The sequence below is a fragment of the Mesorhizobium sp. WSM4310 genome (genome assembly GCF_007003935.1).
Lineage (GTDB): Bacteria > Pseudomonadota > Alphaproteobacteria > Rhizobiales > Rhizobiaceae > Mesorhizobium.
The window spans coordinates 1-16,715 of the sequence record NZ_VFTA01000034.1 but is presented as its reverse complement, the minus strand read 5'-3'; the positions used below and the strand labels follow the sequence as shown (position 1 = coordinate 16,715).

22 protein-coding genes are annotated in these 16,715 nt (G+C 63.4%); 12 read left to right on the top strand and 10 right to left on the bottom strand.

Annotation, left to right across the window (positions count from 1 at the left end; genetic code table 11):
* Nucleotides 1-16 precede the first annotated feature (16 nt).
* Genes FJV80_RS27700 through FJV80_RS27685 form a run of 4 tightly spaced genes read right to left on the bottom strand, consistent with a single transcriptional unit; the run spans nt 17 to nt 2,171 of the window.
* Nucleotides 17-1,006: an aldo/keto reductase gene (locus tag FJV80_RS27700; RefSeq protein ID WP_142877956.1), complete on the bottom strand. Its 990-nt coding sequence runs from the start codon at nt 1,004-1,006 to the stop codon at nt 17-19.
* A gap of 2 nt (nt 1,007-1,008) precedes the next feature.
* Nucleotides 1,009-1,383 carry a DUF2255 family protein gene (locus tag FJV80_RS27695; RefSeq protein WP_142877955.1) on the bottom strand — a complete coding sequence of 125 codons (375 nt, stop codon included), beginning with the start codon at nt 1,381-1,383 and terminating at the stop codon, nt 1,009-1,011.
* 3 nt (nt 1,384-1,386) lie between these two features.
* Nucleotides 1,387-1,725: a carboxymuconolactone decarboxylase family protein gene (locus FJV80_RS27690; RefSeq protein WP_095793887.1), complete on the bottom strand. Its 339-nt coding sequence runs from the start codon at nt 1,723-1,725 to the stop codon at nt 1,387-1,389.
* Nucleotides 1,726-1,775: 50 nt separating this feature from the next.
* Nucleotides 1,776-2,171, bottom strand: a complete 396-nt coding sequence (locus FJV80_RS27685) for a cupin domain-containing protein (protein WP_095793888.1) — start codon at nt 2,169-2,171, stop codon at nt 1,776-1,778.
* A 152-nt stretch (nt 2,172-2,323) separates the two neighbouring features.
* Between FJV80_RS27685 and FJV80_RS27680 the strand changes: the two genes are divergently transcribed.
* The 4 genes from FJV80_RS27680 to FJV80_RS27665 all read left to right on the top strand — a co-directional run bounded on the left by FJV80_RS27680 (nt 2,324) and on the right by FJV80_RS27665 (nt 5,395).
* Nucleotides 2,324-3,217 (top strand): LysR family transcriptional regulator, encoded by an 894-nt coding sequence (locus tag FJV80_RS27680; protein WP_142877954.1) that lies wholly within the window; start codon nt 2,324-2,326, stop codon nt 3,215-3,217.
* 74 nt (nt 3,218-3,291) lie between these two features.
* On the top strand, nt 3,292-3,669 hold the full coding sequence (locus FJV80_RS27675) for an ester cyclase (protein WP_095790457.1): 378 nt from the start codon (nt 3,292-3,294) through the stop codon (nt 3,667-3,669).
* A 241-nt stretch (nt 3,670-3,910) separates the two neighbouring features.
* Nucleotides 3,911-4,972: a YeiH family protein gene (locus FJV80_RS27670; RefSeq protein WP_142877953.1), complete on the top strand. Its 1,062-nt coding sequence runs from the start codon at nt 3,911-3,913 to the stop codon at nt 4,970-4,972.
* Between the two features lie 174 nt (nt 4,973-5,146).
* Nucleotides 5,147-5,395: a DUF1858 domain-containing protein gene (locus FJV80_RS27665; protein ID WP_142877952.1), complete on the top strand. Its 249-nt coding sequence runs from the start codon at nt 5,147-5,149 to the stop codon at nt 5,393-5,395.
* Here the strand turns inward: FJV80_RS27665 and FJV80_RS27660 are convergent.
* A complete protein-coding gene (locus FJV80_RS27660; protein ID WP_142877951.1) occupies nt 5,346-6,041 on the bottom strand; it encodes a Crp/Fnr family transcriptional regulator in 696 nt (231 codons plus the stop codon). The two genes, FJV80_RS27665 and FJV80_RS27660, sit on opposite strands and share 50 nt — an antisense overlap.
* 153 nt (nt 6,042-6,194) lie before the next feature.
* Here FJV80_RS27660 and FJV80_RS27655 point away from each other — a divergent pair, with 153 nt between their 5' ends.
* From FJV80_RS27655 to FJV80_RS27640, 4 genes are all read left to right on the top strand, one after another.
* Nucleotides 6,195-6,635 carry a pseudoazurin gene (locus tag FJV80_RS27655; RefSeq protein ID WP_095790460.1) on the top strand — a complete coding sequence of 147 codons (441 nt, stop codon included), beginning with the start codon at nt 6,195-6,197 and terminating at the stop codon, nt 6,633-6,635.
* A 285-nt stretch (nt 6,636-6,920) separates the two neighbouring features.
* A complete protein-coding gene (nirK, locus tag FJV80_RS27650) occupies nt 6,921-8,024 on the top strand; it encodes a copper-containing nitrite reductase (RefSeq protein WP_095775044.1) in 1,104 nt (367 codons plus the stop codon).
* A 73-nt stretch (nt 8,025-8,097) separates the two neighbouring features.
* Entirely contained in the window at nt 8,098-8,967 is an 870-nt protein-coding gene (locus tag FJV80_RS27645; protein WP_142877950.1) for an SUMF1/EgtB/PvdO family nonheme iron enzyme, read from the top strand.
* A gap of 25 nt (nt 8,968-8,992) precedes the next feature.
* Nucleotides 8,993-9,427, top strand: a complete 435-nt coding sequence (locus tag FJV80_RS27640) for a group III truncated hemoglobin (protein ID WP_095774911.1) — start codon at nt 8,993-8,995, stop codon at nt 9,425-9,427.
* 27 nt (nt 9,428-9,454) lie between these two features.
* On the opposite strand, the gene FJV80_RS27635 is transcribed toward FJV80_RS27640, so the two are convergent.
* The 4 genes from FJV80_RS27635 to FJV80_RS27620 all read right to left on the bottom strand — a co-directional run bounded on the left by FJV80_RS27635 (nt 9,455) and on the right by FJV80_RS27620 (nt 12,735).
* Complete coding sequence (locus FJV80_RS27635; protein WP_142877949.1) at nt 9,455-9,952, bottom strand: GAF domain-containing protein; 498 nt, start codon at nt 9,950-9,952, stop codon at nt 9,455-9,457.
* A 176-nt stretch (nt 9,953-10,128) separates the two neighbouring features.
* Nucleotides 10,129-10,437, bottom strand: a complete 309-nt coding sequence (locus FJV80_RS27630; protein WP_245438165.1) for a GYD domain-containing protein — start codon at nt 10,435-10,437, stop codon at nt 10,129-10,131.
* 293 nt (nt 10,438-10,730) lie between these two features.
* Nucleotides 10,731-12,359, bottom strand: a complete 1,629-nt coding sequence (groL, locus tag FJV80_RS27625) for a chaperonin GroEL (protein WP_142877948.1) — start codon at nt 12,357-12,359, stop codon at nt 10,731-10,733.
* 61 nt (nt 12,360-12,420) lie between these two features.
* Nucleotides 12,421-12,735 (bottom strand): co-chaperone GroES, encoded by a 315-nt coding sequence (locus FJV80_RS27620; RefSeq protein WP_095774915.1) that lies wholly within the window; start codon nt 12,733-12,735, stop codon nt 12,421-12,423.
* 245 nt (nt 12,736-12,980) lie between these two features.
* On the opposite strand from FJV80_RS27620, the gene FJV80_RS27615 reads away from it, so the two are divergent.
* Nucleotides 12,981-13,235, top strand: a complete 255-nt coding sequence (locus FJV80_RS27615; protein ID WP_095774916.1) for a hypothetical protein — start codon at nt 12,981-12,983, stop codon at nt 13,233-13,235.
* Nucleotides 13,232-13,498: a DUF1488 domain-containing protein gene (locus tag FJV80_RS27610; RefSeq protein ID WP_095774917.1), complete on the top strand. Its 267-nt coding sequence runs from the start codon at nt 13,232-13,234 to the stop codon at nt 13,496-13,498. The genes FJV80_RS27615 and FJV80_RS27610 overlap by 4 nt, the downstream gene beginning before the upstream one ends.
* Here the strand turns inward: FJV80_RS27610 and FJV80_RS27605 are convergent, their stop codons facing one another.
* Nucleotides 13,499-13,723 (bottom strand): DUF6500 family protein, encoded by a 225-nt coding sequence (locus tag FJV80_RS27605; protein WP_095790466.1) that lies wholly within the window; start codon nt 13,721-13,723, stop codon nt 13,499-13,501.
* Between the two features lie 610 nt (nt 13,724-14,333).
* Here FJV80_RS27605 and FJV80_RS27595 point away from each other — a divergent pair.
* Together FJV80_RS27595 and FJV80_RS27590 are read left to right on the top strand one after the other, a co-directional pair.
* Nucleotides 14,334-15,377: a LacI family DNA-binding transcriptional regulator gene (locus FJV80_RS27595; protein ID WP_142877946.1), complete on the top strand. Its 1,044-nt coding sequence runs from the start codon at nt 14,334-14,336 to the stop codon at nt 15,375-15,377.
* 66 nt (nt 15,378-15,443) lie between these two features.
* Entirely contained in the window at nt 15,444-16,691 is a 1,248-nt protein-coding gene (locus tag FJV80_RS27590; RefSeq protein WP_095774920.1) for a sugar ABC transporter substrate-binding protein, read from the top strand.
* Nucleotides 16,692-16,715 lie beyond the last annotated feature (24 nt).

Genomic DNA, 16,715 nt, shown 5'->3' with positions numbered 1-16,715 from the left:
AGAGCGCGCGCACGCTTCAGCGGTCGATCCTCGCCGCCTGTTGCGGCGAATAGCGCTCGCCCTGCACGGCAATTGCCGAGACCGCGTTTTCGATGTCGGCAAGATCCTGCGCCGTCAGCGCGACCGAGGCCGATCCGATGTTCTCCTCGAGGCGGTTGAGCTTCGTCGTGCCCGGGATCGGAACGATCCAGGGTTTTTGCGCCAGCAGCCAGGCGAGCGCGACCTGCGCCGGGGTCACCTTCTTCTGCGCCGCGATGGCGACGATCGCATCGACCAGCGCCTGGTTCGCCTTGCGCGCCTCTTCCGCGAAACGCGGCACGGTGTTGCGGAAGTCGCTGCTGTCGAACCTGGTATCGGCATTGATGGCGCCGGTCAGGAAACCCTTGCCCAGCGGGCTGAAGGGCACGAAGCCGACGCCCAGTTCTTCGAGCACCGGCAGGATCGCCCCCTCGGGTTCGCGCCACCACAGCGAATATTCGCTTTGCAGGGCGGCGACCGGCTGCACCGCATGGGCGCGGCGGATGGTGCGCACGCCGGCTTCGGAGAGGCCGAAATGCTTGACCTTGCCTTGGCCGATCAAGTCCTTCACCGCGCCCGCCACATCCTCGATCGGCACGACCGGATCGACGCGGTGCTGGTAGAGCAGGTCGATGCGATCTGTCCTCAGCCGCTTGAGCGAGGCTTCGACGACCTCGCGAATATGCTGCGGCCGGCTGTCCATGCCCTCATGTCCGGCCGTGCCGGCGATGTCGATGCCGAATTTGGTGGCGATCACCACCTGGTCGCGGATCGGCTGCAGCGCCTCGCCGACGACCTCCTCGTTCCTGAACGGCCCATAGACCTCCGCCGTGTCGAAGAAGGTGATGCCGCGCTCGAAGGCGGAGCGGATCAGGCGAACGGCATCCGGCGTCTCCATCGGCGCCCCGTAGGACTGGCTGATCCCCATGCAGCCGAGCCCGATGGCCGAGACTTCGAGGCCGCTTGTTCCAAGTGTGCGCTTTTGCATCTTCAATTCTCCTTCGGTGTGATCGGCACCGTGGCGGCGCGGGCGCGCGCCGCGATCATCGGTGCGAGATAAGGGCTGGCTGCGTATTTCGCGCGGTAGGCGTCATCGATGCGGGCGTTGACGGTTCCCTCGACTGCTTCGAAGGTAACGTCCCGGGTCAGGCCGGCGTCTGTTATACGTCCGGCCTTCTGCCTGATCGCGGCCTGATACCAGCGCGACTGCTGGCCGTTGTAGCCGCGCACATAAAGCGCGCCGTCGACGATGACCGACCAGATCCAGGTCGGCGTGCCCAGGGTCACGCCGTCATCGCGCAAAGGCGAAATATGCAGATCGTCGGTTGCCGCGATCCTCTCGAGTTCATCCTTCGACCAAGGCATTTCCTATTCCTTTTTCTCGGCATCCGCCTGTTCGAAAACCTTGCGGGCGACGCCGATCGCCGTGCTTGCAACCGGCCATCCGGCGTAAAAGGCGAGATGCGTGATGGTTTCGATGAGTTCGTCGCGGGTGACGCCATTGTCGAGTGCCCGCTTCATGTGGAAAGGCATCTCGTTGATCCGGTAGTTCGAGATCAGGCTGGCGACGGTGACGAGGCTGCGGTCGCGCGGCGAAAGGCCGGGCCGTATCCAGACATCTCCGAACAGCACCTCGTCGGTGTATCTGCCGAGCGCGGGCGCGATATCGGAGAACGGACTCCTGTGCGGCACTGGTTTATCGGTCATGGTGGTTTCCTTCGTTGCGGCATCGGTCCAAGCGAAGCGCTGATGCTTGCTCAGACCCCGTATTGTTCGTCGGTAACATGCTCCATCCAGTCGACGACCTTGCCTTCGAGGGCCTCGGCGATGGCAATGTGGGTCATCGCTGTTGTCGGTGCCGCGCCATGCCAGTGCTTCTCGCCGGCCGCGAACCAGACGATGTCGCCGGGGCGAATAGGCTCGATCGGGCCGCCCTCACGTTGGACCAGGCCGGCGCCCGACATGACGATCAGCGTCTGGCCGAGCGGATGGGTGTGCCACGCGGTGCGCGCGCCGGGTTCGAAAGTCACGGTGGCGCCGCCGACGCGGGCCGGCTCGCTGCCCTTGAACGGTGCGTCGATGCGCACCGTGCCGGTGAAATAGTCGGCTGGACCTTTTGCGGAAGGCTGCGAGCCGCTTCGCTTGATGTCCACGGTTTCTCCTTCTCGACGCCAGGCAGCACGCTGCCCCAGGCCTTCAAGGCCGCCGAGTTCGGGCAGCCAATTGTGATGGCGTCTATTTAGCGCCTGCGATTGGCCTGGATTAGATGCTATACCCGGCATGTACTTATGAGGAAAACTCATCAATGCCGCGAGACAATCTGAACGAGCTGGCCGCTTTCCTCGCCATCGCGCGCGAAAAAAGCTTCACGCGGGCGGCGGCACAGCTCGGCGTCTCACAATCGGCGCTCAGCCACACGGTGCGCGCGCTGGAGGAGCGGCTGGGCGTGCGGTTGCTGACCCGCACCACGCGCAGCGTGGCGCCCACCGAGGCCGGCGAGCGCCTGGTGCGCTCCGTCGGGCCAAGGCTCGCCGAGATCGAGGCCGAGCTCGCCGCGCTCAGCGCCCTGCGTGAAAAGCCCGCCGGCACCATCCGCATCACTGCCGGCGAGCATGCCGCCGAGGCGGTGCTGTGGCCGGCGATCGCGCGGCTTATGCCGGACTATCCCGACCTCAAGGTCGAGATCATCGTCGACTACGGCCTGACCGACATCGTCGCCGAGCGCTATGACGCCGGCGTGCGGCTTGGCGAACAGGTGGCGCACGACATGATCGCGGTGCGCATCGGCCCCGACATGCGCATGGCCGCGGTTGGATCGCCTGCTTATTTCGCCCGGCAGCCGAGGCCGCGCACGCCGCAGGAACTCACCGCCCACAACTGCATCAACCTGCGCCTGCCGACCTATGGCGGGCTCTATGCCTGGGAATTCGAAAAGGCCGGGCGCGAACTGAAGGTGCGCGTCGAAGGCCAGCTGATCTTCAACACGGCGGGGTTGCGCATGAATGCGGTGCTGGCCGGCCTTGGCCTTGCCTACCTGCCGGAGGATCAAGTGCGCGCGCATCTTGCCGACGGCCGGCTGGTGCGGGTGCTGGCAGACTGGTGCCCGCCCTTCCCTGGCTACCATCTCTACTACCCCAGCCGTCGCCAGGCGACGCCTGCCTTCTCGCTGCTGGTCGATGCGCTGCGCTATCGCGGCTAGAACGTCTGGACTGCGCCCGCGGTCGTTCTATTTTCCTGCCGGAACGCGATTGAAGAAACCCCGGACCCGTCGCCGTGACAGAAACCGACCTCTATCGAGGCTATATCGACTGCCTCAACAATCAGGATTGGGCGCGGCTGCATCGCTTCGTCCATGACGAGGTGCACTACAACAGTGAGCGCGTCGGCCTGTCGGGTTACCGCGCCATGCTGGAGCGGGATTTCCGGGAAATTCCTGATCTCTATTTCGATGTCCAGCTGCTGATTGCCCAACCACCGTTCATAGCCAGCCGCCTGCAGTTCAACTGCACGCCGAAGGGAACCTTCTTCGGCCTGCCCATCAACGGCCGCAAGGTCTCGTTCAGCGAGAACGTTTTCTATGAATTTCTGAGCGATCGGATCAGGAACGTCTGGTCGGTGATCGACAAGGCGGCCATCGAAGCACAGCTTTGATGAGGCCAGCTCCCCTCTCCCCATTCCACAGGGAGTTGAGGACTGATCCGCGCAGCGGACGAAAAGCCAATTGCTTGGTTTTTCGAAAGACGAACGGCCGGCAGGCGGATGAGAGGCAGCGCCAACGTTGGTCAGCGATTGCCGATCGTTCGCAAAAATCGATCATTCTGACCATAACAATTCGTTGGAAAGATCGTTTGAGGAATGGCATTCCTCCGGCATACATGTCTGGAGAATTGCATTGTCATCCGCCACCCGCGTCGCGAACGATATTTCGAAAAGCATGATTTCCACCGACCTCGCCGCAGGCCGCAAGCGGCTCGATTCGGTGTGGAACGGCATTATCCCCGGCATCGTGCTGGTGGCGATGATCACGGCCGTCGCCTTCTCGGCGCACAATGTCTCCGGCTTCGCTTTGTTCAGCCCGATGATCCTGGCCGTCGTTGCCGGCATGGTCTATTCCAACGTGCTCGGCACGCCGGCGCACGCCAAGGCCGGCATCGCCTTCTCGCAAAAGCGCCTGCTGCGCTTCGCCATCGTCCTGCTCGGCTTCCAGCTGACGCTCGGCCAGGTCGTCTCCATCGGCGCCGGCGGTGTCGGCATTGTCGCGGCGACGCTTGGCGCCACCTTCCTCTTCACCGTCACGCTCAGCCGGCTGATCGGCGTCGACGCCAAGCTGGCGCAGCTGATTGCCGCCGGCACCTCGATCTGCGGCGCCTCGGCCATCGTCGCCACCAACATCGTCACCGATGCGCGCGACGAGGACGTCACCTATGCCGTCGCCTCGATCACGCTGTTCGGCACCGTCGCCATGCTCGGCTTCCCGCTGCTCGCCCCGGCGCTCGGCCTCGACCAGCACGCTTTCGGCCTGTGGGCCGGCGCCTCCATCCATGAGGTGGCGCAGGTCATCGGCGCCGGCTTCCAGAACGGCACCCAGTCCGGCGAGATCGCCACCGTGGCCAAGCTGACGCGCGTTGCCATGCTGGCGCCGACGGTCATCGCACTCGGCCTGATGGCACGGCGCGGCAGCCGCGACCAATCGGCGGCACGGCCGCCCATGCCGTGGTTCGTCGCCGCCTTCGTCGCCGTCGTGGCGTTGAACAGCCTGGTCACCGTGCCCGCCGAAGTGAAGTCGGCCATGGCGCTCGCCACCACCATCATGCTGACCATGGGGCTGGCCGCCATGGGTCTGCAGGCCGACATTTCGCAGCTGCGGTCGCGCGGCCTGCGCCCGCTGGCGCTCGCCTTCTGCGCCTTCCTGTTCATCGGCGGCTTCAGCCTGATGCTGGTGAAGTTCGCCTAGCTCGCCAAGCCTCCCGTGAGAATTCGGATGCTGGCGGCCGCAGGGACGTCGGCTGGGTTGCCTGGCCGCATCTCACTCCAGTTTCCGACGCGCTCTTTCCTTGCGCCAGCACAACGACCGACCAACCGGCTCTGCTAGGGTCGAAGTATGGGGAGAACCACGAAGGAGACGCCCATGCGGATCGATCCGAACATGTCCATGGACGACCTCATGAGACGATGGCCAACAAGCGTTGCCGTGCTGATCCGGCACGGGATGCACTGCGTGGGCTGCCACATCGCTCCCTTCCATTCGATTGCCGAGGCCTGCCGGGATCATCGAATTGACGAAGCCGATTTCCTGAAGGGTCTTGAACGCGCCGTCGCCGGGCCGGTCAGCCGTCCCGATGCTCCGCCAGCATCACCAGGCGATGCGCGTCGGTGACGGTGACACGCTGGCGGCCGCTGACGATGATCCCGCGTTCCTCCCAGGCGCTCAGCAGCCGGCTCACCGTATGCAAGGTCGTCCCCGTCATCTCGGCGATGTCCTGGCGAGAGATCGGGAAGTCGATCTCGATGCCGGCATCGGTCTTGCGCCCCGTCTGCTTCACCAGCCGCAGCAGCGCACTGGCAACGCGTTGCTCGACCTGTTCGGTGGCCAGTTCCATGACGCGCGCCTGCGTGTCCTGCAGCCTCGCGCCGACCGTCTTGAATGTTCCCGCGGTAAGAACGGGAAACCGGGACGACAGGTCCGGCCACACGGCATTCGGCCAGACCAGAACCACGCAGTCGACCGCGGCGATCGCCGTTGCCGGATAGGTCAGCCGGCCGAGTGCGGCGGCAACGCCGAATATTTCGCCCTCACTGATGTAGCGGGCGATCACCTGGCGCCCGTCGGGCGTGGTCCGCACCACGCGAATATGTCCCGCCAACAGCACGTAGAATGAACGCGCCTCGGCCTCCTGCTCGAAAATCGCGGCTTCCTTGGCAAACCGCACGGACCGGGCATCCCTCAGAATGCTGTCCAGCTCCGCGGGCCCCAGGCCCTCGAACAGCGAAAGCCTCGCGATGATCGATCGGTCAAGCGGCAACCCCAAACCCTCGCTGCACACGGCTCCAGATGACGCCGGCAGCCAGTCTATATTTCGTGCGCCAATTTGCGCCAGCGCAAATCGCCTGTCCGTGCTGTCGGCTAGAAGGCTGCAACGGTTTGAGCCGTGATGCACCGAAGAAAGGACTTACCCATGAAATTCCACCTGATCGCCGCGGCCGCCGCCCTGCTCGCCCTCGCCGGCGTCGCAAACGCCGAAGAGCACGTCGTCCAGTTGCTGACCAAGGGAGACAAGGGATCCATGGTCTTCCAGCCCGATTTCATCAAGGCGGCCCCTGGCGATACGGTCAAGTTCGTGCCCGGCGACAAGACTCATAATGTCGAAACCATCAAGGGAATGCTTCCCGACGGCGCCCAGGAAATCAAAAGCAAGATGGGTGAAACCACCACTGTCACCATGACGCAGGAAGGCGTCTACGGCGTCAAATGCAGCCCGCATTACGGGATGGGCATGGTGGCGCTGATCGTGGTCGGCAAGCCCGTGAATCTCGACGCGGCGCAGGCCGTCAAGCAGGTCGGCAAGGCCAAGACCGTGTTCCCCACGCTGTTTGCTCAGGTGGTGAAGGCGAACTGATCGAGGCCGACGGCCGGGCGGACAGACAGGTTCGTCCGCGCTCGACATTGGAATTGCGAAGTCTTGTGGGAGTGGCGGCGGCTTCGGCACCGTCACTCCCACGGCGTTTTGGCGCCCGGCGGGTATCTCCATTCGCCCGCGATTGCCGGTCTCCGAACAGCCGTCGTTGCCTCCCAGATGAACCAGATCAAGGCAAACTAAATTTCAAATTTGCGCCAGCGCAAAGAAGTCCTGGTGGAAAGGCTTATTCTCCAGGCATCGAACGGTTCAGAAAAGGAGCGGGAAATGCTTACGAGACGCGAAGCACTGTTGGGGTCTGTTCTTGCGGCTGCGGCCGTCGCGACGGTCGGCTCGATGCCGGCCATGGCCAGCGCCAAGGAAGTCGCCGGCTTGCCGCGGGAAAAGGTGACATTGGTCGCGCCGCCTTTCGTCCATGCCCACGACCAGGTGGCCAAAGGCGGTCCCAAGGTCGTCGAATTCACGATGACCATCGAAGAGAAGCCGATGGTGATAGATGCCGACGGCACCCAGCTCAACGCCATGACCTACAATGGCTCGATTCCGGGGCCTCTGATGGTCGTGCATGAGGGTGACTATGTCGAGCTCACGCTGATCAACCCCGACACCAACACGCTTGCCCACAACATCGACTTCCATGCCGCCACCGGCGGGCTCGGCGGCGGTGCGCTGACCCTGGTCAATCCCGGCGAGCAGACGACGCTGCGCTTCAAGGCGACGCGCTCGGGGACCTTCGTCTACCACTGCGCGCCCGGCGGTCCGATGATCCCCTGGCATGTCGTTTCGGGCATGAACGGAGCGATCATGATCCTGCCGCGTGACGGGCTCAAGGACGACAAGGGCAAGTCGGTCCGCTATGACCATATCTATTACATCGGCGAAAGTGACTTCTACATTCCCCGCGACGAGCAGGGTAAATTCAAGAAGTATGACTCGGCCGGCGACAATTACGATGACACGGTGAAAGTCATGCGTGGCTTGATCCCCACCCATGTCGTGTTCAACGGCAAGGCGGGATCGCTGACCGGCGAAAACGCCATGAAGGCCAAGGTCGGCGAGACTGTCCTGATCGTCCATTCGCAGGCCAATCGCGACACGCGTCCGCATCTGATTGGTGGACATGGCGACCATGTGTGGGAACAGGGCAAGTTCGCGAACCCGCCGGCAAAGGACCTCGAAACCTGGTTCATTCGCGGGGGTTCGGCCGGCGCAGCCCTCTACACATTCCTGCAGCCGGGCGTCTACGCCTACGTCAACCACAATCTGATCGAGGCGGTGGAACTCGGCGCGACCGCGCATTTCACGGTCGACGGAAGCTGGGACGACGACCTGATGATGCAGGTCGAAGCGCCAAGGGCGATTACGTCCTGATTGCCGCCTCGGGTCCTAAGGTAGACGCGGCCTTGCGCCATTCCTGCAGGGCCGCGAACGCGGGAAAACTGCAATGCCCCTCAATCCCATCCTGGCTCTCGGAGGTCTGGCTTGCGCCCTGTTCACGCTGGGCGCGACGGGCGCCGTCGGCTGGCGCCCGGCGCCGGATCAGGAACTCCTGATACGCTCCGAACTCATCACCCTCGCGCCCGGATCGTTCGCCCATCCGCTGCCAGGCGAATTCCTCAGGCAGAACCACCCGGTCAGTGCTCCCGTGGTCCGGGCAACGGTGGCGGAGCCTTTCGAGATCATGAAATACCAGGTAAGCGCTTCAGACTACCGGCGCTGCGTCATGGCCGGCGCCTGCAAGCCGGCCGATGGCCGCGGCAGCGGCAATGTTCCGGTTACTGGCGTCAGCCATATCGATGCCGAGGCCTATGCCGACTGGCTCTCGGCCGAGACCGGATCGGCATGGCGCCTGCCGACGGACATGGAATGGGCCTATGCGGCGGGCGAACGCTTTCGCGGTGACATCGAGGCTGGCGAGACCGACCCCAACAATCCGGCGCAGCGCTGGCTCGTCCAATATCGCACCGAGGCTTCGCTTGGACGAAAATCCGACCCCGAGCCGAGAACCAGGGGCGGATTTGGACCCAATTCCAAGGGGGTGGCCGACATTGCCGGCAATGTCTGGGAGTGGACGTCGACCTGTTACCTCCATACGACGGAAGCCGCCGACGGCGCCGGCGTTGCAAGCTCGATCGACAATTGCGGCGTTCATGTCGTGGAAGGTTTCCATCGCACCTATATGTCGAACTTCATCAGGGACGGGAAAAGCGGCGGTTGCGCCGTCGGCACGCCGCCCGACAATCTGGGATTCCGCCTTGTGCGCGACCGGCTCAATCTCGTGCAAGCCGCCATCCGGTGGCTGGGCATTTCCTGATCACGACAACAACAGGGCTTCTGCAATGACATTGAAATCGTCGCTGGCGGATCATGCGCGTCCGGCCCCGGAGAAGCCGTTGCATCATGCAGGCGTCGATCGGGCTGCGATCGGCCGGCTCGTTCGCGAATTCTATGCGCGACTGCGCAAGAACGAACGTCTCGGACCGATCTTCGCACGCGAGATTCCCGGCGACTGGGAACCGCATCTCGAGAAGATGACCGACTTCTGGTGCTCGGTCATCCTCAAGACGGGTGACTATCATGGCCGCCCGGTGCCGGCGCACCTGAAGCTCGGGGACGTGACCGAGGCCGATTTCGATATCTGGCTGGCCATGTTCAGCCGGACGGCCGCCGAACTCTTTGGCCCGGAAATCGCCGCGGTGTTCGTCGACCGGGCCGAACGGATCGCGACGAGCCTGAAGCTGGCGATGTTCTTCCGCCTGGGCGATCGCGCCTAGACAGCCGGTCCGGAACAGAACGGGCGCTTAGTCCTCGAACGAACTCGCGGCCGCATAGATCGCCGCGAGCGTCTCGATGCCGGCCTGGTCTTCCTTGTCGAAGCGGCCGGGCAGCGGGCTGTCGAGATCGAGCACGCCGAACACGCCTTCATCGTCCTCGAGCAGCACCACCAGTTCCGAGCGCGAATCGGCGTCGCAGGCGATATGGCCGGGGAAATCATGCACGTCCTTGATCAGCATCGAGGTGCCGAGTTGGACCGCCGTACCGCACACGCCCTTGCCGACCGCGATGCGCACGCAGGCCGGCTTGCCCTGGAAGGGTCCCAGCACCAGCTCCTCGTCCGAGGCCAGGAAATAGAAGCCGGCCCAGTTGAGGTTCGGCACCATCTGGAAGATCAGCGCCGCGGTGTTGGCGGCATTGGCGATCGAGTCGCTCTCGCCTTCGAGCAGCGCTTTCAACTGAGCGGCGAGGTCGCGATAGAAAGCGGCCTTGTCCGAGGTGTCGATGGCCTTGGCCGCGAACATGGCTTGTCTCCCAATTCAGAATCGCGGTTGCGTTTCCGCAAGCTCTCTGCACCAAACGACCACGCGACGATACTAGCTTGAATTCCAGTCGCCGCGAAAGTCGCAAGAAGATGCCCTGTCCGACACTCGGCAGCACGGCATCGAACCGTGCTGCCGTGATCAAGAAGGCAAGTCCATCAGCCGGCGGGTTTGTACGCGCCGGCTGCCTTCTTGGCGGCCGCGAGCACCGCCTTCATGTCGAGTTCTTCCAGTACAACCATCTCGGTCAGCGAGCCGCTCGCTCGCACCGCAAGGGACATGCCAATCCCCGCTGACTGGTCCGGCACCTCGCCATTGACAACGACGTCATAGATGCCGCGCGTGAACATCACGCTGCTCACCTTGCCGCCAACGCTTTCAAAAAGCGCCTTGACCGCAGCCTGCCTGTCCGAACCTTCCATCAACCCTTTGGCGGCATGAGGCGCATAGTTTGCCAAGATAGTCACTTTCATGGGTATTTCCTCCAAATGTCATTGTCTCGTGCTGCCCCACAATTCGAGCGGCACGGAGTGATTTATTTTTCGGAACAATCGCAGGCGCCCTGGGACGCGTTGCCGGCCAAGGGCACGCTGCCGGGCAAATATGCGCTCAAGCTAATATAATGACAAGACCGGACACGCCGATAGCGCCGACAGGAAGGTGCCTGGCTGGGCCACGCTCCGGCTCCTGGAGCCGGCGCGGATTCAGGTCAGGCTGAAAGGTGACTTCTATGAACCACCCTCCAAGGTCGGCTGCATCCTTAGTAGCCGCCCATGCCGCCGCCGCCACCCGCCGGTGCCGCATCCTTGGCCGGGATGTCGGTGATCATCGCTTCGGCGGTGATCAGAAGCGCTGCGATCGAGCCGGCGTCCTGCAGCGCGGTGCGCACCACTTTCGCCGGGTCGACGATGCCGGCCTTGATCATGTCGACATAGGTCTCGTTCTGGGCGTCAAAGCCCTGATTGTGATCCTTGCTGTCGGCGAGCTTGCCGACGACGATGGAGCCCTCGACGCCGGAATTCTCGGCGATCTGGCGAATCGGCGCTTCAAGCGCGCGCAGCACGATCGAAATGCCGGCGGTGGCATCGGCATTGGCGCCGTTGAGGCCCGATAGCGCCGACCTTGCACGCAGCAGGGCGACGCCGCCGCCGGGCACGATGCCTTCCTCGACCGCCGCGCGCGTCGCGTTCAGCGCGTCGTCGATGCGGTCCTTCTTTTCCTTGACTTCCGACTCAGTGACGCCGCCGACGCGGATGACGGCAACGCCGCCCGACAGCTTGGCCAGCCGCTCCTGCAGCTTTTCCTTGTCGTAGTCGGAGGTCGTCTCCTCGATCTGGCCCTTGATCTGGGCGACGCGCGCCTGGATGGTCGCCTTGGTGCCGGCGCCGTCGACAATCGTGGTGGTGTCCTTGTCGATCAGCACGCGCTTGGCGCGGCCGAGCATCTCGATGGTGACGTTGTCGAGCTTGATGCCGAGATCCTCGGAAATCATCTGGCCTGCGGTCAGCACCGCAATGTCTTCCAGCATCGCCTTGCGGCGATCGCCGAAGCCCGGGGCCTTGACGGCCGCGACCTTGAGGCCGCCGCGCAGTTTGTTGACGACCAGCGTGGCCAGCGCCTCGCCCTCGACGTCCTCGGAGATGATCAGCAGCGGCCTGCCGCTCTGCACCACCGCTTCGAGGATCGGCAGCATCGCCTGCAGATTGCCGAGCTTCTTCTCGTGGATGAGCACATAGGGCTCTTCCAGCTCGACACGCATCTTGTCGGCATTGGTGACGAAATACGGGCTGAGATAGCCGCGGTCGAACTGCATGCCCTCGACGACATCGAGTTCGGTTTCGGCGGTCTTGGCTTCCTCGACGGTGATGACGCCGTCATTGCCGACCTTGTCCATCGCCTTGGCGATCATCTCGCCGACGGTTACATCGCCATTGGCGGCGATGGTACCGACCTGCGCGATCTCGGCCGACGACTTGACCTTCTTGGCCCTGGCCTTGATCTCGACGACAACGGCGGCGACCGCCTGGTCTATGCCGCGCTTCAAGTCCATCGGGTTCATGCCGGCGGCAACCAGCTTGGCGCCTTCGCGCAGGATCGAGGCGGCGAGCAAGGTGGCGGTGGTGGTGCCGTCACCGGCGAGGTCGTTGGTCTTCGAGGCCACTTCCCGCACCATCTGCGCGCCCATGTTCTCGAACTTGTCGGCAAGCTCGATTTCCTTGGCGACGGTGACGCCGTCCTTGGTGATGCGCGGCGCGCCATAGGCCTTGTCGATGATGACGTTGCGGCCCTTGGGGCCGAGCGTGACCTTCACCGCATTGGTGAGGATCTCGACGCCGCGCAGCATGCGGTCACGCGCGTCGGTGGCGAATTTGATTTCCTTGGCAGACATTTTTTCAATCCCGTTCGAATTTGGAGTGGACGAACCCCGCGCGGAAGGCGCGGCGCTCCAGTCAGGCGGCCTTCTTGGCTTCGACGCTCTTCTCGATGACGCCCATAATGTCGGCTTCCTTCATGATCAGAAGGTCCTCGCCGTCGATCTTGACCTCGGTGCCCGACCATTTGCCGAACAGGATCAGATCGCCGGCCTTGACGTCAAGCGGCACAAGCGCGCCGTTTTCGTCGCGTGCGCCGGGGCCGACGGCGATGATTTCGCCTTCCTGCGGCTTTTCCTTTGCATTGTCGGGAATGATGATGCCGCCCTTGGATTTGGTATCGCCTTCGGCGCGCCGGATAACGACGCGGTCGTGGAGTGGCCGAAACTTCATGAAAACTTCTTTCTGGGGCCGGCTTAGGCGGCCGCGCCCTTCCTATAGGCGCTTTGGCACTCGATAGATAGGAGTGCCAAAAATTATTCGCAGGGCGATTAAATATTGAAAAGTATTATTTCGGCCTGCCGTTTCGTGATATCCGGAGACGGTCAAATAATTCAAAAAATTGAATTTTGCCGGTCGGATGCCTATTTATCGGACAAGTTCATTTTCTCGATTCCAGCCCCAAGGAGATTTATGCGATGGCCGACGGCAATCAGACGATCATGGAAAAAGCTGAAGCCCGCTTCGTCGACAAGCAGAAGAAGACGGCGGAGCGCAACAAGGCAACCGCCGAGTACATGTCCGAGGCGCGGGCCAGGGAGATCAAGACCGCAAAGCTCAGGACATTGCGCCTGGCCAAGGAAGAGGCGGATCGCGTCGCCGAAGCCCTGAACCCGACGCCGAAGAAGAAGCGGGCGACCAAGAAGGCCGCCGCAACGGAGGCAAAAACATGAGCCTGACCTTCCCCAACCGCAGCCGCAGCTATGACGAAGCCGGCAAGCGCATCCGCTTCGTCGGCCATGACGGCATGTTCCAGATTTCCTTCTCGGTTGCCGTCGATGCGATGAGCAAGATCCAGCCGCGAACCAGCGCCGATGAAGCGGGCTACCTCGCAACGTTCGACACCGAGAGCAGCGTCATCCGCGATGTTGCGTCGAAGGCCTACGGCCGTACGCGCAAGAGCATGTATGTGCTGACATCCGACGACTTCGGCTGATCAGCCGAGGTCCATGTCCTCGATCATCGTCCGTATCTTCGCGGCTTTTTCGAAATGGTCGAGGCGGTGGGTCCTGATCCACCATTCCGCTGCTTCCATCAGCAGTTCGGGGTCGTCATTCCTGTTGGCGAAAAACGCGTAGAACGACAGGCCGACGGCGGGCCCTTTCTCGGAAATCTTGCGGTCGCAGACCTCCAGTATCTTTTGCCTCAGGCTCGCTCTCACGGGAATCCTTCTTGTTTTGGTGTTGCGGGCCTTGGCCCACCCCGGAACGTTCAACCCTTGCGCTCCGCCCTCTCCTGATGTCGCCGACATTCATCTGCACGACCATGTCCTCGGCCTCGCGCGGGCTCATGCCGACCATCATCTCTTGCCTGATCACGCCTGGCCGGCCAGTCAAGACATCGACGATGGCCCAGATCTGCGGCAGATCCATGCGCAGTGCGCCAGAAGGTCGGGCACAGATTCTCGGCTGTAGGATTTTTGGAGGCCTCGCCTCGGGATCGAACCGAGGCTTCAGAGATTTGCCGTCTCCAGCGTAGCCGCTCCGCCACGAGGCCATGGCAACCGAACTAACGGGGAAATGCTTGCGGAAACGTTAAGGCCCAACGGCCGTTCTGTCGGTACTTTGGAAAATGTCGCCTGGCGTCGCTCTTCGGCAGACCCTTGCGGCGAAGCGATCACGGACGTCAACTTTCCCCTTGAACGATCTCCCGATCTGGCTTAGCCTCGACTTGAGAAAAGGTTTTTCCAAACAGTTCCGATCGGGCTCGGCCATTGGCCGGGCCTTGTTCCGACCTGTAAGAGAAAACCTTTTCCCAACTCAGGATTCTCGATGGCATCGGACGATCAGCCTGTTCCGGTTTTCCCCAAGCCCGTCACCTTGCGTGACGTGGCGGCGCGGGCCGGCGTCAGCGTCGCCACGGCCTCGAAGGCGCTCAACGACCAGGGGCGCATGACAGCCGAGACGCGCGAGCGCATCCGCGAGACGGCGCGCAGCCTGGGCTTCCGGCCCAACAGCCTGGCGCAGAGCCTGCTCAGGCGCCGCTCCTTCACCGTCGGCCTGCTCACCAACGATACTTATGGCCGCTTCTCGCTGCCGCTGATGTCGGGCATTTCGGACGCGCTGGTCGACAATGGCGTCTCGGTGTTCCTGTGCAATGTCGAGGAGGATCCGCGGCTGGGCCAGTTGCATGTCGAGGCCATGCTCGACAAGCGCGTCGACGGCATCATCGCCACCGGCAAGCGCATCGACCGCCATCTGCCCGTCGATCTCGCCAATCTGCGCATCCCGGTGATCTATGCCTTCACCCAGCCCGATCCCGACGCCGTCGCATTCGTCTCGGACGATGCCGGCGGCGCGCGGCTGGCGGTCGAACATTTCTACCGGCTTGGCCGCAGGCGCATCGCCCATGTCAGCGGGCCGGCGAGCTTTGCCGTGGTGCACGCCCGCGCCCAGGCCTATCGCGACGTGCTCGCCGAAAACGGCCTGCCGGTCACCGAGCCGCTGCTCGGCGCCTGGTCGGAAGCCTGGGGGCATGAAGCGGTGGCGCAATTGTTCGACGGCAAGAGCGAACGGCCTGACGCCGTCTTTTGCGGCAACGACCAGATCGCGCGCGGTGTCATCGATGCCTTGCGCGAGCGCGGCCTCGACGTTCCAGGCGATGTCGGCGTCATCGGTTTCGACAATTGGGAGATCGTCGCCGAAGCGACGCGTCCGCCGCTGACCTCGGTCGACATGAACCTGGTCGCCCTCGGGCGCGAGGCCGGACTGACCCTGCTTTCCCTGGTCGGCGGTCAGCCCGCCGCGCCGGGCATTCGAAAACTGCCGTGCCGGCTGGTGGTGCGTCAGTCCTGTGGCCGCCCACCGGACGGCTGAAAACGCAGCGCCGCGTGACCGGCGCCAAGCCGCGCGCACCGCGGCCAACCCTTGGAGGAGGAGAACATGAGGAACGTGATTGCCAAACTGGCCCTGGCCGCTGCCGTACTGGGCGGTGGTCTCGGCGCTGCCGCGGCCGACACCGCCAACATCTGGGTGCGCGCCGACGGCTCGAATTTCATGCCGCGCATCGTCGATGCCTATAACAAGGCGCATAAGGACCAGATCAAGCTCGACATCATCCCCAATGCCGAGATCATCCCGAAATATGGCGCCGCCGCCGCCGGCGGCACGGCACCCGACGCGCTGTCGCTCGACCTGATCTACACCCCTTCATTCGCCGCCGCCGGGCAGTTGGAGGACATCACCGACTGGGCCAAGTCCCTGCCCTATTTCGCCAGCCTGTCGCCCGCGCATGTCAAGACCGGCACCTACAAGGACCACATTTACGGCCTGCCTTTCTCGGCCGACGCCTCGGTGCTGATCTGGAACAAGAAGCTGTTCAAGCAGGCCGGCCTCGACCCTGAAAAAGGCCCCGCCAACTGGGCCGAAATCGCCGCCGACGCCGAGAAGGTCAACGCGCTTGGCGGCAACATCAAGGGCTTTTACTTCTCCGGCAATTGCGGCGGCTGCAACATCTTCACCTTCACCCCGCTGATCTGGGCCTCGGGCGGCGACATCCTCAGCGAAGACGGCTCCAAGGCGACGCTGGACAGCCCGCAATTGCGCGGCGCCATCGATCTCTACCGCTCGATGGTCAAGAAGGATCTGGTGCCGGCAGGCGCGCAGACTGACACCGGCGCCAACTTCTTCGCCGCCTTCGCCGCGGGCAATATCGGCATCTCGCCCTCCGGCGCCTTCGCCATCGGCGCGCTCAACACCCAGTATCCCAATGTCGATTACGGCGTCACCTTCCTGCCGGGAAAGGATGGCGGCTGGTCGTCCTTTGCCGGCGGCGACAATTTCGTCGTCACCAAGGGCACCAAGAAGCTCGCCGTGGTGAAGGAGTTCCTGGATTTCGCCTATTCGCTGGAAGGCCAGACCATCCTCGCCAAATATGGCAGCCTGCCGGTACGCGGCGACATCGCCAAGGATGCGCTGAAGGATCTCGATCCGCGCTACCAGGTTGCCGCCGAGGCCATGGCCAAGGGCAAGACGCCCTATTCGGTGGTGTTCAACGATCTGATCAACTCCGCCAACGGCCCGTGGACGCAGATGATCAACGAGGTCTTCTTCGGCGACGATGTCGATGGCGCCATCGCCAACGCGCAGGAGACCATGCAGTCGATCATCGACCAGGCGCCGCAGAAGTAGCGGCCGCCTGCCGGGGGCCGCCCC

Bases quoted from the DNA above. Each gene is read 5' to 3' on its own strand.
- FJV80_RS27700 (WP_142877956.1), bottom strand. From the start codon at position 1,006: ATGCAAAAGCGCACACTTGGAACAAGCGGCCTCGAAGTCTCGGCCATC.
- FJV80_RS27635 (WP_142877949.1), bottom strand. From the start codon at position 9,952: ATGTTCGCGGCCAAGGCCATCGACACCTCGGACAAGGCCGCTTTCTAT.
- FJV80_RS27610 (WP_095774917.1), top strand. From the start codon at position 13,232: ATGAGCCTGACCTTCCCCAACCGCAGCCGCAGCTATGACGAAGCCGGC.
- groL (WP_142877948.1), bottom strand. From the start codon at position 12,359: ATGTCTGCCAAGGAAATCAAATTCGCCACCGACGCGCGTGACCGCATG.
- FJV80_RS27640 (WP_095774911.1), top strand. From the start codon at position 8,993: ATGACATTGAAATCGTCGCTGGCGGATCATGCGCGTCCGGCCCCGGAG.
- FJV80_RS27615 (WP_095774916.1), top strand. From the start codon at position 12,981: ATGGCCGACGGCAATCAGACGATCATGGAAAAAGCTGAAGCCCGCTTC.
- FJV80_RS27595 (WP_142877946.1), top strand. From the start codon at position 14,334: ATGGCATCGGACGATCAGCCTGTTCCGGTTTTCCCCAAGCCCGTCACC.
- nirK (WP_095775044.1), top strand. From the start codon at position 6,921: ATGCTTACGAGACGCGAAGCACTGTTGGGGTCTGTTCTTGCGGCTGCG.
- FJV80_RS27620 (WP_095774915.1), bottom strand. From the start codon at position 12,735: ATGAAGTTTCGGCCACTCCACGACCGCGTCGTTATCCGGCGCGCCGAA.
- FJV80_RS27680 (WP_142877954.1), top strand. From the start codon at position 2,324: ATGCCGCGAGACAATCTGAACGAGCTGGCCGCTTTCCTCGCCATCGCG.
- FJV80_RS27655 (WP_095790460.1), top strand. From the start codon at position 6,195: ATGAAATTCCACCTGATCGCCGCGGCCGCCGCCCTGCTCGCCCTCGCC.
- FJV80_RS27690 (WP_095793887.1), bottom strand. From the start codon at position 1,725: ATGACCGATAAACCAGTGCCGCACAGGAGTCCGTTCTCCGATATCGCG.
- FJV80_RS27665 (WP_142877952.1), top strand. From the start codon at position 5,147: ATGCGGATCGATCCGAACATGTCCATGGACGACCTCATGAGACGATGG.
- FJV80_RS27590 (WP_095774920.1), top strand. From the start codon at position 15,444: ATGAGGAACGTGATTGCCAAACTGGCCCTGGCCGCTGCCGTACTGGGC.
- FJV80_RS27695 (WP_142877955.1), bottom strand. From the start codon at position 1,383: ATGCCTTGGTCGAAGGATGAACTCGAGAGGATCGCGGCAACCGACGAT.
- FJV80_RS27645 (WP_142877950.1), top strand. From the start codon at position 8,098: ATGCCCCTCAATCCCATCCTGGCTCTCGGAGGTCTGGCTTGCGCCCTG.